This window comes from Pacificimonas sp. ICDLI1SI03 (assembly GCF_054740865.1).
On record NZ_JBSQAU010000002.1, the window covers coordinates 1 to 15,274 of the forward strand.

Consider the following 15,274-nt stretch of genomic DNA (forward strand, 5'->3'; position numbering starts at 1 on the left):
ATCCGCGCAAACTGCGCCTCGGTCAACCAGAACTCGCTCACGAACATGCTCCTGCAATCGCAGCACTTGAATCACATCGCAGCCGCCTTGGGAATCCCGTTTACGGGTCCGGACCCTAGCACTAATTTGGCAGTTTTGAGATTTTCGGGATTCCGATGCCTCCGTTTCGGTGATTCATAGGAAGCCGGCTTTTGGGAGGCTGGCGATGGATACGCATTGGCGTGGGGAACTCGATAGATGGCTTGCACCGTTTCTGACTGCTCTGCGGCACAAGACCCAAAGCAGATGTGTCCCACCTATAGTGCGGGACTGATCGGCCCAGGTGACCGCAAGGGCGTTCAGCCGATGGCAGCGCGCGACAGCGATATCAGCTATGATCGGCTACATCATTTTATCGCCAGCGGCGTGTGGAATGAAGGACCGCTGGAGGCAGTTCTGCTCGCCGACGCCGACCGCACGTTGGAGACGAGAAGGCCTGGCTGATCATCGACGATACGGCGCTGCCCAAGAAGGGGCGTCATTCCGTTGGCGTGGCGCCGCAATATGCCTCGGCCCTCGGCAAGAACGCCAACTGCCAGACGCTGGTATAGTCGACGCTGACATCGGGCGAAGTTTCGGTCATGGTCAGGCTGCGGCTATTCCTGTCGAGAGTTGGACGAGCGACGTGGCCCGCCTGCAACGGGCTGGAGTTCTCCTCGATTGCCGCGCTTACAGGACCAAGCCCGAGATCGCGCTGGCCGAGATTGATCCTGTTCGAAAGGCGGGTATCCGCTTCGGCTGTGTTCTGGCGGATGCAGGCTATGGCCTGTCGGCACCCTTTCGGCAGGGGCTGAGCGAGCGCGGCCTTGCCTGGGCTGTCGGCATACCCTTCCGGAAGAAAGTTCACCCCGCCGATGTCCCGATGATCTTCCCCGTCGCGGGAAGAGGCCGCACTCGCAAAAACGCCATCCCCGATGCCAAGTCGATATCCGCCAAGGCGATGCTGGAGACGGCGAAGTGGCGCAAGGTCGGTTGGCGGCGGGGAACGAAGGGGCCACTCGCGGCGCGGTTCGCAGCCGTTCGCGTGCGTGTCGCCGATGGTCCGCCCCAACGCATCCGGGACATGGGCGTGCAACATCTACCCGGCGAAGAAGTCTGGCTTGTCGGTGAACATCGCTCGACTAGGCAACGCAAATACTACCTCTCCAACCTGCCTGCCGACACACCGATCAAGCAGCTTGCTGGCGCCATTAAAGTCCGCTGGGTCTGTGAACAAGGGCATCAGGAACTCAAGGAAGAGCTCGGCCTCGATCACTTCGAGGGAAGATCATGGCAAGGTCTGCATCGACATGCGCTGATGTACAGGATCGCTCTGGCTTTCCTGCAGGCACAGCGGCTCAACCAGGCCAGAGGAAAAAAAGAACCGTCGGTCCTCCGCCACCGCAGCCCAGCCTAACGGCGATCAGATAGGCCATCATTGACCGCCTCACCAAGCCTCCAGATTGGACTTGCCCTCATTGCGGAGGCAACATCTCAAACCCGATCTCAAATCTGCCAAAGTAGCGCTAGATCGCCTGGTTGAACGGAATTCCTTTGTCGGGACGATGGTCCTGGGGAAGCCCCAGAACCTTTTCGGCAATTGTGTTGCGAAGGATCTCGTCGGTACCGCCCGCTATTCTTCCGCCAGGCGCCTCGATCCACGACCATGTGAAATCGTCGACGGTGTCGCCATCGTCCATGAGCGTGGTCGCGCCCGGTCCAGCCAGGTCCATGGCAACCGCTCCCATCTCCTGGCGGCGTCGCGCGGTCAGCAATTTACGAATAGCTCCTTCCGGCCCCGGATCGCGACCTTCGCCGATGGCTTGCAGCGCGCGGCGCTGTATCGATCGCAAACCCTGCCGTTCGACCAGTGCATCCGCCACGAGAGCGCGAATGGCACCATCTTCCATTGCCGGGCGGCCGGAAATCGTCGACCGGCGCGCCAGCGCCATAAATTTTTCCAGCGTCGGGCCGCGCAATGCCTCGTCCGATACCGAATAGCGTTCGATCATCAAAGTTTCGATCGCAACGCCGAAACCGCCGCCCACCGGCCCCATGCGCTGGTTGTCGGGGATGAACACGTCGGTGAAGAACACCTCGTTTATATCCGTCGGACCCGCCATTCGGCGGATCGGCCGAACCTCGACCCCCGGGCTGTTCATGTCGAGATAGAAGAACGTCAATCCGGCATGCTTGGCCACGCCCGGATCGCTGCGCGCGATGACAATGCCCCAATCGGCAAATTGCGCCCAACTGGTCCAGACTTTCTGCCCGGACAGCACCCACCCGGAAACCCCATCGCGGGTTTCCGGCTGCGCGCGCATCCGCAGGGCGGCAAGGTCGGAGCCCGCGGCCGGTTCGGAAAACAGCTGGCACCAGATATCTTCTCCGCGGATGGCACGCGGCACGAGCCTGTCGCGCACTTCCGGTTCTGCATAGCGGATCATCATCGGAACCGGCATACCCAGGCTGACTTCGAAATACAGATTGGGAAGGTTGTAGCGCAGTTCCTCTTCGCCGAAGATGATCTTCTCCAGCTCGGTGCGCCCGCCGCCGCCGAATTCGCGCGGCAGGTTGACGCAGGCAAAGCCGTTGGCAGACTTGCGCGCCTGCCATGCCCGGCCAAGTGCAAGGTCCTTCTCGCTGCCGATCGGGCCGCGATTTTCGTTGCAGAAGTTCAGCGCATTTTCCGCCAGCCAATCGCGGGCCTGCAGGCGATAGTCGTAAATGTCCTGCGCCTGCGCGTCGGCGGCGCTGGGAGCAAGCGTTTCGGCACTGCTCGATGCAGGCTGGCGTTCGATTACAAGATTGCGCCAGTAGATGGCACTGCCCAATTCAAGAGCCAGCGTCCTGGACCGGCGGTAATGATGTTGCGGCTCCGCTTCCCACGTGACGCCGATCCCGCCCAGTGTCTGGACAGCTTCGCGCGCGGCAAATTCATACGCGGTAATGGCGCCCAGCCGGGCCATCCCGGCCAGGGCCACAAGATCCCCCTCACCGCCTTCGAGAGCCTCCAACGCATCGATCGCGCACCCTCGGGCTATTTCAAGCCCGGCATACATGTCCGAAAGCTTGTGCTTTATCGCCTGGAAACGTCCGATTTTCTGACCGAAGACAACGCGTTCCTTGGCAAAGTCGACAGACAGGTCGAGGCATGTCTGAATGCCTCCGACTTGGACAAAGCTGGTGGCCAGCGCCGCAATGGCCATCGCCCGCATCGCCTTTGCGCCGCTATCGCCATGACCGATCCGGATGGCCGGCACGTTGGTGAAATGCAGGTCGGCCATTGCGCGGGCATTGTCGATGACCGGTTTTACAGTCCTGTCGACGCCCGCATCACGCAGGTCGACAAGCACAAGCGCCAGCGAACTGGCCGCTGCCGCATTCTCGTCATGGACCAGACACAGTGCGTAATCGGCCACTGCACCATAGGGCACGGCAACCTTGGTCCCGGCCAGTCCGCCATCCCCGATCGTGACGCCGGGATGGTCCGGAACGCCGTTCTGGCCGCGTTCGCCAAATGCGATGCAGCCGATCGCCTCCCCTGCGCGAAGAGCGCCAACCGCCTCTTGCGCCGGATCTCCACTGAACGCATCGACGATCACGGCGCATTCGATCAGGGGCAACGAAACGGTGCGGCTGCCCAGCACCTCGCAAAGCCGGGTCAATGCCGCAAAGCCAAGGCCAAGCCCGCCCGCCTCTTCGGCAACCGCTGCGGCCGGCCAGCCCAGTTCAGACGCCTTGTCCCAGAGATCCCGATCGAACGACCCCGCGTTCTCGAGCAGGTGCTTGCGCTGCTCGTCTCCTGCGCGTTCGCGGATCAGCCGAACACACTGGTCCTCCAGCATGGCGAGCATCTCGCTATTCGACATCGGTCACTCTCCTTATCGCATTTTTGTACAACCGGCATTTCTGGGTGCCGGAGGGTGGCAAGGTCTGCGTCGAATCCACGCATTCCAGCGGCGCGGAATTGAACTTCTAGAATTTCAATCGGCAGGACGCAATCGCCTTTCAAGATTTCGCATTGGCGCATCGTCCGTCCGCAGGGCCGGGCGCCACCAACGCTGCAACATCATTGCAAGAGGCGGCCCTGTCGACGCACAGCCCGGGCCTAGTCACGGGAATTGGCCCTGAACGCGGGATGGGAAACCTCGTCTAGTATGTCGAGCCGCTCAAGGTCGGGCGTCCATCCCAGCTCATTGCGCGCCAGTGGGGCACGCGAACGGCTGCACACGCTCATCCCGATAAGGGCGGTGAACTTGTCCCAGATTTCCATCGCTTCCGACAATGTCACCGATCTTGCTTCCACGCCCAGCTCTTGCGCCACTGCCTGCGCGATCGTGCGGAAATTCGTTTCGCCCGACACCGCGTGATAGAGATGGCCGTCCACTCCCCGTTCGGCGGTAAGATCGAACAGGTTGCACAGGTCATCGACATGCACGCTGGAATAGAGATTGAGGCCGCGCCCGATATAGCAGACGGAGCCTGTCTTGCGCGCGGATTCGAAGAAGTTCGCGATCGTCAGGCAACCGCCGTGGCCCCAGATCAGGGATGGGCGAATTACCAGGCCGCGTACGCCCTTCAGGTGGGCATCCTGCACCGCGGCTTCGGTCCGCATGCGGTCGCCGATATATTTGGACGGCGTGAAACTGTCGGTTTCGGCAAAGGTGTCTTCGCTCCAGTCACCGTCCGTTCTTTGCGAAAGCACGCCCGTGCCCGAGGTGAAGATGAATGTCTTGCCGCTTCCGGCAAGGGCATCCAGCATTCGTTCTATCGCGATGCGCTCCGGCTCAAGCTCTAGTTGCGCGGCATAGATGATGGTATCGGCCCGCGCCAGATGGCTGCACGCGGCATCCAGATCGGCAAGATCGCCAAGTATCGGCTCGATGCCTTCATCCCGCAGCTTGCCCGCAGCATGCTCGTTCCGCAAAAAGCCGAGTACCGGCTCTCCCTTCGCCTTGAAATGTCTTACAAGTCGGCCACCAAGATAGCCGCTGGCGCCATAGACCAGAGTTGTCATGAGGATTCCTTTGCTTTGGGTTCAGCCCATCCGGACAGCAGGCTTCGCAACGCCGCGACCAGGGCGATTGGCTGATCGACCATGATATGGTGGTAGGATCGAGGTATGATCACGTCCGGAGTGTCGTCTGGCAGCACGGCCACCATCCGCTCCTGCTCCTTGCCTTGGGTCAGGAACGACAGTTCGCCCCGGACCAAAGCAGCCTGGCACCGCATGTTGGCAAGCGCGGACCACAGGTCGCCCAGTTCGATCCGCCCGAACATCGTCGGGTCGAACCGCCAGGTCCATCCAACATCGCGCTCCACGCGCGCCAGTTCGCCCGGGCTGGCCGGACGAATGGCCATTTGTGCAAGATGGCCGAGAATACCAAGGTTGCGGACTTCGGGTTGCGCCGGCGAAAGTCTGAAACGCGAAAGCGCATCGTCCCTGGTATCGTAGATCTTGTGAGAATTGCGCTCAGGCACTTTCAGACCGCCGAAGGGCAGCGCTACATCGACGAGGATGACCGCACGAATGGCCCGATCGATCCACGCCGAAGCATGAATGGCCGCCGCACCGCCAAGGGAATGGGCAATCACGACCGGCGGCCCGCAATCCGCGGCACCTGCGACGTCGACCGCAGCCCAGAGTTCATCCGCAAAGGTGGCGATGCTGTAGGCGCTGCGCCATTGCGACTGGCCCATGCCGCCCAGCGAAAATGCCACGACGCGGTAATCCTGCGCGAAAAACGGCGCCAGATGGCTCCACCATCCCAGATGGGCACCATTGCCGTGGACGAAGACCAGCCCCGGCGCGCCCCTGCGCCCCCAGGCACGCACCTCGATCCGGGCGCCATGCACGTCGGTTTCCAGCGCCTCGAACGGGGCGGCAAGAGCATCGGCAAACCAGCCGTGCTCCCCCTCCGATACCACCAGATCGGCTGATCCGGTCGCTTTCACTTGGGCGGGCTCAGGATTTTCTGTACCGAGGTCGCGAAGAACACCGTCTTGCCGTCCACGAACGCTTCGGCGCGCGTGAAGACAAGCGAGCGCGTCCGCTTGGTCACAAGACCGCACACCTCCATCAGATCGCCAAGCCTGGGCGCCGCGATGAATTGCATCGACAGTTCCGTGGCGACGACCGGCGGGCCGTCGGGGTCCCACGCCGGGCTTGACGTGCCGACCTCGGCCATCGCCGTCATCACCGCACCGTGGCACAAGCCCCAACTGTTGACGTGGTGATCCTCGACTTTCAGCGCGGACCAGAATTCCTCGGCCCCGTTCGCTGATGTTTGGCGTTTCTGGTAGATACGCCCGATATGGTTGAGAAATGCACTCGGCGAAGGCTCGAAGGCATATCCCGCGGGACTCTCGTTCGACATATTCGTTCTCCCGATATTGCAGTGCGCCGTCTTTCGGCGGCAAGTCTGGTTTCAACCTGCCTGGAATAATGGCCCGCCCATATATCCCGGCCAGCCAAGCAGATTGGCCGCGACATCCACATCCGATGCGCGTTGGGCCGCCCCGTCTGCCACGATCTGCCGCGCGACCTCGACGGCCAAGGCAGGTGCATCCAGAAGCGGTGCCGCGCCATCAACCGCGCCACCGGTATGGCCAGCAGCAAGAACCAGCCTCTCGCCGATGGATTTTCCACCACCCAGCGTAAGAACCGCGACACACCGCAGCGCACCTGCGATCCCCATTGCCCTGGCGACCAGGCCGGGATCGGCATCGGCCTCGGCGACGATCTCGACAAGGCGGTCCGGCCAGAACCGGACGCGAACATTGCCAGAGTTTTCGGGTCCAAGCGCTGTATCCGACACGATGGCATGACCGGCGCCGCGCGATGCATCATCGCTAGCGGCGCACAGCAGCAACGCGGCTCGCGCCTCCTCGCTCGACAGGTTGGAAACGGGTTTTACCGGCACACGCGATTTTCCAAGCCGTTGTTCCAGCGTGGCGTCGCTGCCGTGCAGGCCAATCGCAGACAGGCGAACCTTGTCCGCAATGCCCTCCACCTTGGCGGCCTTGCGTTCGGCAAAGAACAGGTGGCGCAGGGCAGCCGATTGCGGTCCGGTCAGAAGCGCCTGAAACTCTTCACGCTCGACTTTCAGCCCCGCTTCGAAATCGCCGGCCGCAGCCGCCTCGACACAGCGGATGATGGCGAGCGGTGCATCTTCCCCCGTCCGGCGCTGGGCTACCTGCGCGCGCATCTCCTGGAATTTCCCGGCGTCATCGTGCGGCAGTTCAAGATCGCGTGCGCGCCGCGCGGGCGACCGGTTTGTCACAAGACGCTGCGCGAAGTTGAGCGCGCTCTGGCGCAGGTCCGATGTCGCTATCATGTCGACAAGGCCCCGGTCATGCGCCTCGCCCGCGGCGACCTGGCGGCCCGAAGTCAACAGTTCCAGTGCCGTTTCGATGCCCACGATGCGCGGCAGACGCTGCGTGCCGCCGCCACCGGGAAGCAGGCCGAGGTTGACTTCGGGCAGTCCCAGTCGCGCATCGTGGGTCGCGATGCGGTAGTGACATGTCAATGCCAGTTCCATCCCGCCGCCAAGGCAGGTTCCATGAATCGCGGCCACGACCGGCTTGCCGGCGTTCTCGATCCGGTCCTGCATCTCGAAGAAATCGACTTTGGGCGGTTCCTTGCCCATCGACTTGAGATCGGCCCCGGCAATGAAAGTGCGCCCGGCACAGATAAGCACGATGGCACGCACGCGCTCGTCCTCGATCGCGACGACGAATGCATCGTAAATACCTTCGACCAGTTGCGGCGACAATGCGTTCACCGGCGGCGAATCGAGCGTTATGATGCCGATTTCGCCGTCACGGTCCAGATCGACGACTTCGTTGATTGCTGTCATGATTTCGGCTTTCGGACAGGCGTGGGCATGATCATGTCCGGGACTTCGGCATGCCGAGAATCTGCTCTGCCACGATGCTGCGCTGGATCTCGCTCGACCCGCCATAGATGGTCATGGCGATCGCGCGGCGCATGGCGGTTTCGACGAAGGACAATTCATCGTTTCTCGCCAACAGCGACTGCGGCGCTGCCAATGCCACCAAGTCCGAAGCGGCGCTGCGCAGTCCCTCGGTCGAGAACAGCTTGGCCATGGGGCCAAAGGCCTGCGACGACTGGCCGACCGCCTGGCTCCACACATCGCGCCGCGACAATCCTTCGGATACCGCGACCGTTACCGCCGCGCGCGCCAGCCGGCGACGGACCTGGGGATCGTCGATCGGGCGCTCACCCGCCTCGCCCTCGCTTGCCCAGGCGACCGCATGGCGCAGCATCGGCGGCAACGAATAATGATAGGTGATGCCGCTGTGCTCGAGTTCGAGCATGCTCTGCATCACGCGCACGCCCTGGTCAACTTCGCCAAGACGATAGATGTCGGGCACCATTACATCGTTGAAATAGGTGATGTTGGTACGTTCGTCCTGCAGGGTCTGGACGGCGTGGATCTCGATGCCGGGCAGGTTCATCGGTACGATGAAGCAGGTAAGGCCCTGGTGCTTTGCGCCGCCGCCATCGGTGCGGGTCAGCATGAAGATGTAGTCCGCGATGTGGCCGCCGGTGGTAAACATCTTCTGGCCGCTCAATATCCAGCCATCATCCTTGCGCACGGCGCGGAACTGGCAACCGAACACATCGGTTCCGCTTTGCGGTTCGGTAAGGCCCAGGCAACCGACAGCAGCCCCCGAGGTCATCGCCGGCACTATCTCGTCCTTGGCTTCCGCGGTGCCCCAGATATTGGCAAGCTTCATCAGAAACTCGGTCACGCCCGAGGCCGTCCGGTTCCAATCGAGATCCTCCCACACCGCATCGGCCGCGGCGGCCTCGATCTTGGTCAGACCCGCGCCCCCCATGTCCTTGGGCAGATCGAGATACAAAAGGCGTTCTGCGGCAAGTTTGCGCGCAAACGGCTTGCTGTGCGCCTTGGTCGAATGGTGCAGCTTGGCGCGCAGTTCATCATCCATGTTGTTCTCGATGAACTGGCGCAGCCGCTCGGTCTCGGACTCGGCTTGGTCGCCCCAGTCGAACAAGATGCCGACCTCGCCCGCTTCGGGAAGCGAGGTTGGCGCATCGCCCCACAACCGGTTCCCGGCCAGCAACAGTTCGCGGTCCGGATCGCCGGCCACCAGCGACAGGGCCTTTGCGCGGCGGTAATGCAGCTGGATATCCTGCTCGAGACTGACGCCATAGCCGCCAAAGGTACGCACGGCCCGCTCTGTCGCCGGTCTGGCGGATTGCGTTGCCCACCAGAACGCCATGGCGCATAGCGCGCCGGCATCGGGCTTACCCGTCGCGATCGCACTTACGGCCTGCACTACCAGCAGGCGGGCCCCATCGATATCGGTCTGCGAATCGGCAAGCGGATGGGCTACGCCCTGAAAGCTTCCAATCTTGCGGCCGAACTGGGTTCGTTCGTTCGAATAGTCGGCGGCAAGGCGAAGCGCATCGCCGCTGATCCCGACAAGGGAAGAGGCAGTCGCAAGCTTCCACTCTTCCTTGGCCGCCGACCACACGGACAGCACGTCCTCGCCGCTTCCCAAAAGGATGCCGTCCTGCGGATCGAGTGTTACAGATGCCAGCGGTGCCATCATCATGCTGGCTGCGGGGGCATCGGACTGCCAATTGCGAAAGGCATACAGGCTGTCTTTGCAAGGAGCGATGATGATGTCGGCGACGGCGGCCCCGGGAATGACGACAGGCCTGCCCGGCATCACCGACTCTAGCGCGATGACCGCAATCGCGCCCTCGCCCGCTTCTCCCAGCAGTTCTTCGGCCTGCGAGGAATCGATCCGGCCCAGCACCGACGCCGCCGTGATCGCCTCGACGATCGGCGCAGAGGCAAGAAAACGCCCCGCCGTTTCCGCCACGAGAACATGGTCATAAAGGCTGAGGCCGAGACCACCCCGGTCTTCGGGTACCCGCAGCAGCGCGATTCCCATCTCAACCAGCGAGGACCACAATCCGCCATCATGCCCGCCGGGCGCGGAATGCACCCTGGATGAAGTCGATTCGGCGCGCAGCAGGCGTTCAAACGCTTCGTTCAGGATCCGCTGATCGTCAGTGGGAGCAAGATTGAGTTGGGTCATCGAAGCCTCTCGCATTCTAGTATGTTTTGCTGTCTTCCATGTCATTTCCGCGTTAAAGTCAACGCGGTTGCGCGGTGATTCACATAAGGAGAGCGATGTGGCATTGTCCGCCTAAGCAGCGGGGAAAGCCAGTTGAGCGCGTCATGTCGCGCAGGGCGCGTGCCCTGCCTCGCCGCAGATGCGCGCTAGCCCTCAAGCATCCGCACAAACTCTGCCGCCACAAGATCGAGCCCGGCGCGATAATCGAATGCACCGGTTTGCTGTGCGGCTGCGTCCGCGACAAAATCGACTTTCACGATCATCATGAAGGCCGCCGCACGGCATGTGGCATTATCATTCAGGAATGCCGGGAATCTCTGCCCCAGCGCCGCGACCACGTCGTTGCGATAGTCCTCGACAAGGGCGCGCGACGATTCGTCTATCGACATGGCAATTTGGAACAGCCGCATCGCCTCCCGGTTGCGCGACAGGATCCGTACGTATGAATCGAGCCATCGCCGCACGTGCGCGACATCAATCAATCCAGGGTCGCCTAGCTGCGAATAGAGGCTGCGGACCTGCGCAAGGTTCTGTGACAGCAATTCGGCGAGTATCGCGTTCTTGTTCGAAAAATGCAGGTACACCGTAGGCCGACGTATCCCTGCCCCTCGGGCTATGTCTTCAAGCGAGGTTTCTTCTACGCCCTTGGCATAGAAACATTCCCGCGCTGAGTCGGCAATCCGCGCACGGGTCAGGTCCTTGTGCGCCTGCCTTATCGATGTCGCGGGCGGCGAGGGCGCTTTGGTCCGGTCGGACGCCAAATCGGGATTCCTTGTCTCACGTTTCAAATTGTCTCGGGCTCTAGATCGCCATGCCGCCTGACAAAACGACAAACACGCACCTTCTAGTGGATTGATTCCAACATTTGGAACCCTCGGTTTCGGGCAGCGATGATGTCGTCTGGATCGGCCCGCCATGTGAAGGGCTGCGGGTTGTCGGCGTTGTATTCCCGGATGAACCGGTTGATTGCCGTCTGGAGGTCGACGAGGGAATGAAAGACGCCGTGCTTCAGCCTACGCCGGGTCAGTTTGCGAAGAAGCCCTCGACCGCATCGAGCCAGGAGCATGAGATCGGGGTGAAGTGAAAGGTCCAGCGCGGATGGCGAGCAAGCCAGGCGCGAACCTCGTCCTTCTTGTGCGGGGCATAGTTGTCGAGGATCATGGGGATGGCATTGTCCACCGGCACCTCACGCTCCATGCGATCCAGAAGCCGAAGGAACTTTTGATCGCGGTGACGCTGCGTGTTTGTCCAATGACGGTGCCATCAAGCACATTGAGCGCGGCGAACAAGGTGGTCGTGCCGTTTCGTTTGTAGTTGTGAATCACTGTCCCGGCGCGAACTTTTTTCATAGGCAGACCGGGCTGGGTGCGGTCGAGCGCCTTGATCTGCGACTTTTTATCGACCGAAACCACCACCGCGTGGGCCGGCGATGTCGGTAGGCTTTTTGCCTCGTGCGGCGGCGGTTGCTGCGTCAGCCGAACGATCTCGGTCACGCGCTCCGTCGGGATCGGGGCCTTGCCGGGCGGACCGGATTTGCCGCGCAGCAAGCCCTCTTCGCTTCGTGCAATGGCGAGGGTTGCCAGCATCGCCAGACGCAGGTCTTGGACTTGCCGGTCTTGGTCATGATCGTCGAGGTCCCCAGTTCTTCACCGCTCAGAAGAACGATCCGAGCCCGCCAGATGCGCTTCTAAGGGCTCCTGGGGTTTGCGACGACCGCGTCCAATCGCTCACGATCGGCGGCGGATAGGTTGAAGGAGATACCACTGCGCATGGGTGCAGACCCGCACGCCGCAACACAACAACGAATACCAAACCAGACTCCTTTCATGCGACCAATCCACTTGGGGTCACGTCAGCCCACGGCAAGGCGCATGGCCCACCCCTGATGGCCGGCCTGCACTGCAGGTATCTCGCCGCATGGTTCTGGACAATCGTCGTTTCCCATGACATGTGTCGCCTGAGTTTGGAAGAGGAGATAAGTCTTGGAACCCGATTCGAAGGTTCTCGACAGGTCGAAGCTGGCAACCTGGCTTGATCGCCATGCGCCCCAACTGGGTGATGGCGACGTCGAGGCAGAGGTGTTGACAGGCGGCGCGACCAATATCGTGCTGCGTATCAATCGCGGCGAGGGCGATATCGTGCTGCGACGCCCCCCGCTCGCGCCGCGGCCCGACAGTTTCAAGGTGCTCGCCCGCGAAGCCCGCGTCCTGAGCGCGCTTAACGGATCGCCCGTCCGCACGCCCGAGATGATCGCCTATTCCGATGAGCGCGACGTGCTGGGCGTGCCATTTTATCTCATGGAGTATGTCGAAGGCTGGCTTGCGATGGAGCCGGACAAGTTCCCGCCTGCATTTGACGATCCGCAGACAAGACGCGGCCTGGCCCTCGAACTGGTCAGCGGTATCGCCGAACTTTCCAAAGTGGACTACCGCGCGGTCGGACTGGAGGATTTCGGCAAACCGGACGGTTTTATCGAACGCCAGGTCGATCGTTGGCTGCACCAGCACGCCACCTATGCCGATAGCGAAAACTATAAGTACCGCCCCCTTCCCGGCAAGGACGAGGTTGTCGATTGGCTAAGGCGCAATACGCCCGAGAATTACGGCATCGGGATCATCCACGGCGACTACGGATATCCTAATGCGCTGTTCGCGCCCGAGGCACCTGCAAGGCTGGCCGCGATGATCGACTGGGAACTTTCGACAATCGGCGCCCCCCTGCTAGACTTGGGTTGGCTGATGTATGCGGTCCCGTCGGAAAAAAGCGCCGTCAGGCCGCCCGAACTCTATCAGGATCCGGCCTATCCGCTGCGCGAGGAGCTGGTCGATCATTACGCTGCGGTCAGCGGCCAGCCGGTGCGCCACCTGACCTATTACATGGTGCTGGCACAGTTCAAGCTCGCGATGCTGCTGGAGCGCCACTACGCCCGCGGCCTCAACGGCCGCCTCGACCGCGAGATGGGCGAGAACATGGGCGCGCTCGCGCTGGACCTCCTGCGCAGCGCACGTGAAATGACAATCGAGGCCGATGGCCTTACGAAAGGAAATGCACATGGTTGATTTTCGTCCCGATCCCGCTTTCGAGAAAAAGCTCGAATGGGTTCGCAACTTCGTGCGCGAGGAAATCGAGCCGCTGGATGCACTGTTCGACAAATACAGCGCGCCCTACGACCTGCACGATTCCGACGCGATGGAGGTGCTGCGCCCTCTCCAGGCCGAAGTGCGCCGCCAGGGATTGTGGGGGATGCACCTTCCCCCCGAACTGGGCGGGCCGGGTTTCGGACAGGTCGAGCTGTGTTTCCTGAACGAGATCCTGGGCCGCACCCATTGGGGTCCGACCGTTTTCGGCTGCCAGGCACCCGACAGCGGCAATGCCGAGATCCTGGCGCGGTTCGGTACCGAGGAGCAGAAGACCAAGTATCTCAGGCCCCTGCTGGAAAACGAGATCGTATCGTGCTTCTCGATGACAGAGGTGGAAGGCGGATCGGATCCGACCCAGTTCCGCTGTCAGGCTGTGATCGACGGTGACGAATGGATCATCAGTGGCGAGAAATGGTTTTCATCCAACGCCCGCTATGCCGACTTCCTGATCGTCATGCTCGTCACCGACCCCGATGCGGAAAAGTACGAACGCATGTCCGCCATCATCGTCCCGCGCGATGCCAAGGGGCTTGAATTCGTGTCCGAGCCTGGCGTTGCCGGCGAACCGCTGGATGAAGGCAGCCATGCACATCTGCGCTATAATGATGTAAGGGTGCCAGCTTCCAATATTCTGGGCGAAAGGGGCTGGGGCTTCAAGGTCGCGCAATCGCGTCTCGGCGGCGGTCGCATCCATCACGCGATGCGGGTGATCGGCATGTGTGAAAAGGCGCTCGACATGATGTGCGAACGGGCCCTGTCACGCACGACCAAGGGCGAAAAGCTTTCGGAGAAACAGCTTGTCCAAGTCGATATCGGGCAAAGCTGGATCGAGCTTGAGCAGTTTCGCCTGCTCGTCATGCGCACGGCGTGGATGTTCGACAACCATATGGAAACCGAAGCACGCGCATGGATTGCGGCCTGCAAGGTGGCGTGCGCCAAGATATCGCACGACATTGTGTTTCGCGCGATGCATATGCTTGGTTCGCTTGGCGTCTCCAACTTTACCCCGCTCAGCAAGATGTGGGCCAATGTGCTTGTCATGGGGATGGCCGATGGCCCCACGGAAATTCACCAGATGTATGCCGCCCGCCACCTGCTGCGCAAACACAGCCCGGTCAAAGGCCGCTTTCCCAGCGACTACATCCCCGACCTGCGAGAGAAGGCGCGGGCCAAATGGTTCCAGGGTGAAACCGCGCAATGACGGCCGGTTTCGACTTGTCCAACCGAATAGCGTTAGTCACCGGTGGAAGCCGCGGCCTCGGCAGGGCGATGGTCATAGCCTTTGCCGAGGCGGGGGCCGACGTGATCATTTCCAGCCGCAAGGAAGCCGCCTGCGAAAAGGTCGCCGAAGAAGTCCGTGCCCTTGGCCGAAAAGCACTAGCACTGCCTGTACATGTCGGCCACTGGACCGAACTCGAACCATTGGTCGAGCGCATATATCATGAATGGGGCCGGATCGACATACTGGTCAACAATGCTGGGATGTCACCGGTCGAACCGGACAGCTCAGCCACTACCGAGGCCATGTTCGACAAGATCATAGATGTGAACTTTAAGGGGCCGTTCAGGCTTGCGGCGCTTGTGGGATCGCGGATGGCGGCGGGCCCGGGCGGGTCGATCATCAACATATCCTCGCTAGGCGCGATGAGCCCCCAGCCCGGCATGATCCCCTATGCCAGCGCAAAAGCGGCCCTGAACGTCATGACAGTCGGACTAGCCCGCGAACTGGCGCCGAAAGTACGCGTCAACACCATCTCGCCCGGCATGTTCGCAACCGATATCGCCAAGGCTTGGGAAGACCCCGACGCGCTTGCAGGCCTGGTCCCGCTGGGGCGGTTAGGCACGCCCGGGGAAATCGTCGGGGCAGCATTGTACCTCGCCTCCGATGCGGCAAGCTATACGACCGGCGCCAACCTTGCCGTGGGCGGCGGGATCGAAGCGCCGCGATAAGGCCTGTCAGCGGGGTCGCAACGGCG

Annotated in this window: 11 protein-coding genes and 2 pseudogenes; 5 read left to right on the forward strand and 8 right to left on the reverse strand. The window is 61.8% G+C overall.

What is annotated here, in order from left to right; translation table 11 throughout:
- The first annotated feature begins 285 nt into the window (after positions 1–285).
- A pseudogene (locus ACSMXM_RS11965) lies at positions 286–590 on the forward strand (transposase).
- Between the two features lie 74 nt (positions 591–664).
- Positions 665–1,435, forward strand: a complete 771-nt coding sequence (locus tag ACSMXM_RS11970; RefSeq protein WP_460316471.1) for an IS701 family transposase — start codon at positions 665–667, stop codon at positions 1,433–1,435.
- Between the two features lie 109 nt (positions 1,436–1,544).
- On the opposite strand, the gene ACSMXM_RS11975 is transcribed toward ACSMXM_RS11970, so the two are convergent.
- The 8 genes and pseudogenes from ACSMXM_RS11975 to ACSMXM_RS12010 form a co-directional block, all read right to left on the reverse strand.
- Complete coding sequence (locus ACSMXM_RS11975; protein WP_460316473.1) at positions 1,545–3,890, reverse strand: acyl-CoA dehydrogenase; 2,346 nt, start codon at positions 3,888–3,890, stop codon at positions 1,545–1,547.
- Between the two features lie 239 nt (positions 3,891–4,129).
- Positions 4,130–5,038: an NAD-dependent epimerase/dehydratase family protein gene (locus tag ACSMXM_RS11980; RefSeq protein WP_460316474.1), complete on the reverse strand. Its 909-nt coding sequence runs from the start codon at positions 5,036–5,038 to the stop codon at positions 4,130–4,132.
- On the reverse strand, positions 5,035–5,976 hold the full coding sequence (locus tag ACSMXM_RS11985) for an alpha/beta fold hydrolase (protein ID WP_460316475.1): 942 nt from the start codon (positions 5,974–5,976) through the stop codon (positions 5,035–5,037). Before ACSMXM_RS11985 ends, ACSMXM_RS11980 begins: the two co-directional genes overlap by 4 nt.
- Positions 5,973–6,398 (reverse strand): PaaI family thioesterase, encoded by a 426-nt coding sequence (locus ACSMXM_RS11990; RefSeq protein WP_460316477.1) that lies wholly within the window; start codon positions 6,396–6,398, stop codon positions 5,973–5,975. The genes ACSMXM_RS11985 and ACSMXM_RS11990 overlap by 4 nt, the downstream gene beginning before the upstream one ends.
- A gap of 51 nt (positions 6,399–6,449) precedes the next feature.
- Positions 6,450–7,880, reverse strand: coding sequence for an enoyl-CoA hydratase-related protein (locus tag ACSMXM_RS11995; protein WP_460316478.1), 1,431 nt, complete (start codon positions 7,878–7,880; stop codon positions 6,450–6,452).
- A gap of 31 nt (positions 7,881–7,911) precedes the next feature.
- Complete coding sequence (locus ACSMXM_RS12000) at positions 7,912–10,119, reverse strand: acyl-CoA dehydrogenase family protein (protein ID WP_460316479.1); 2,208 nt, start codon at positions 10,117–10,119, stop codon at positions 7,912–7,914.
- Between the two features lie 185 nt (positions 10,120–10,304).
- On the reverse strand, positions 10,305–11,075 hold the full coding sequence (locus ACSMXM_RS12005) for a TetR/AcrR family transcriptional regulator (protein ID WP_460316480.1): 771 nt from the start codon (positions 11,073–11,075) through the stop codon (positions 10,305–10,307).
- Positions 11,003–11,929: pseudogene (locus tag ACSMXM_RS12010) on the reverse strand (IS630 family transposase). The gene ACSMXM_RS12005 and the pseudogene ACSMXM_RS12010 overlap by 73 nt, the downstream one beginning before the upstream one ends.
- A gap of 211 nt (positions 11,930–12,140) precedes the next feature.
- On the opposite strand from ACSMXM_RS12010, the gene ACSMXM_RS12015 reads away from it, so the two are divergent.
- Genes ACSMXM_RS12015 through ACSMXM_RS12025 form a run of 3 tightly spaced genes read left to right on the forward strand, consistent with a single transcriptional unit; the run spans position 12,141 to position 15,248 of the window.
- On the forward strand, positions 12,141–13,217 hold the full coding sequence (locus tag ACSMXM_RS12015) for a phosphotransferase family protein (RefSeq protein ID WP_460316482.1): 1,077 nt from the start codon (positions 12,141–12,143) through the stop codon (positions 13,215–13,217).
- Positions 13,210–14,499, forward strand: coding sequence for an acyl-CoA dehydrogenase family protein (locus ACSMXM_RS12020; RefSeq protein WP_460316484.1), 1,290 nt, complete (start codon positions 13,210–13,212; stop codon positions 14,497–14,499). The genes ACSMXM_RS12015 and ACSMXM_RS12020 overlap by 8 nt, the downstream gene beginning before the upstream one ends.
- Positions 14,496–15,248: an SDR family NAD(P)-dependent oxidoreductase gene (locus ACSMXM_RS12025; RefSeq protein ID WP_460316485.1), complete on the forward strand. Its 753-nt coding sequence runs from the start codon at positions 14,496–14,498 to the stop codon at positions 15,246–15,248. Before ACSMXM_RS12020 ends, ACSMXM_RS12025 begins: the two co-directional genes overlap by 4 nt.
- The last annotated feature ends 26 nt before the right edge of the window (positions 15,249–15,274 follow it).

Bases quoted from the DNA above. Each gene is read 5' to 3' on its own strand.
- ACSMXM_RS11975 (WP_460316473.1), bottom strand. From the start codon at position 3,890: ATGTCGAATAGCGAGATGCTCGCCATGCTGGAGGACCAGTGTGTTCGG.
- ACSMXM_RS11980 (WP_460316474.1), bottom strand. From the start codon at position 5,038: ATGACAACTCTGGTCTATGGCGCCAGCGGCTATCTTGGTGGCCGACTT.
- ACSMXM_RS11990 (WP_460316477.1), bottom strand. From the start codon at position 6,398: ATGTCGAACGAGAGTCCCGCGGGATATGCCTTCGAGCCTTCGCCGAGT.
- ACSMXM_RS11995 (WP_460316478.1), bottom strand. From the start codon at position 7,880: ATGACAGCAATCAACGAAGTCGTCGATCTGGACCGTGACGGCGAAATC.
- ACSMXM_RS12000 (WP_460316479.1), bottom strand. From the start codon at position 10,119: ATGACCCAACTCAATCTTGCTCCCACTGACGATCAGCGGATCCTGAAC.
- ACSMXM_RS12005 (WP_460316480.1), bottom strand. From the start codon at position 11,075: ATGGCGGGCCGATCCAGACGACATCATCGCTGCCCGAAACCGAGGGTT.
- ACSMXM_RS12020 (WP_460316484.1), top strand. From the start codon at position 13,210: ATGGTTGATTTTCGTCCCGATCCCGCTTTCGAGAAAAAGCTCGAATGG.
- ACSMXM_RS12025 (WP_460316485.1), top strand. From the start codon at position 14,496: ATGACGGCCGGTTTCGACTTGTCCAACCGAATAGCGTTAGTCACCGGT.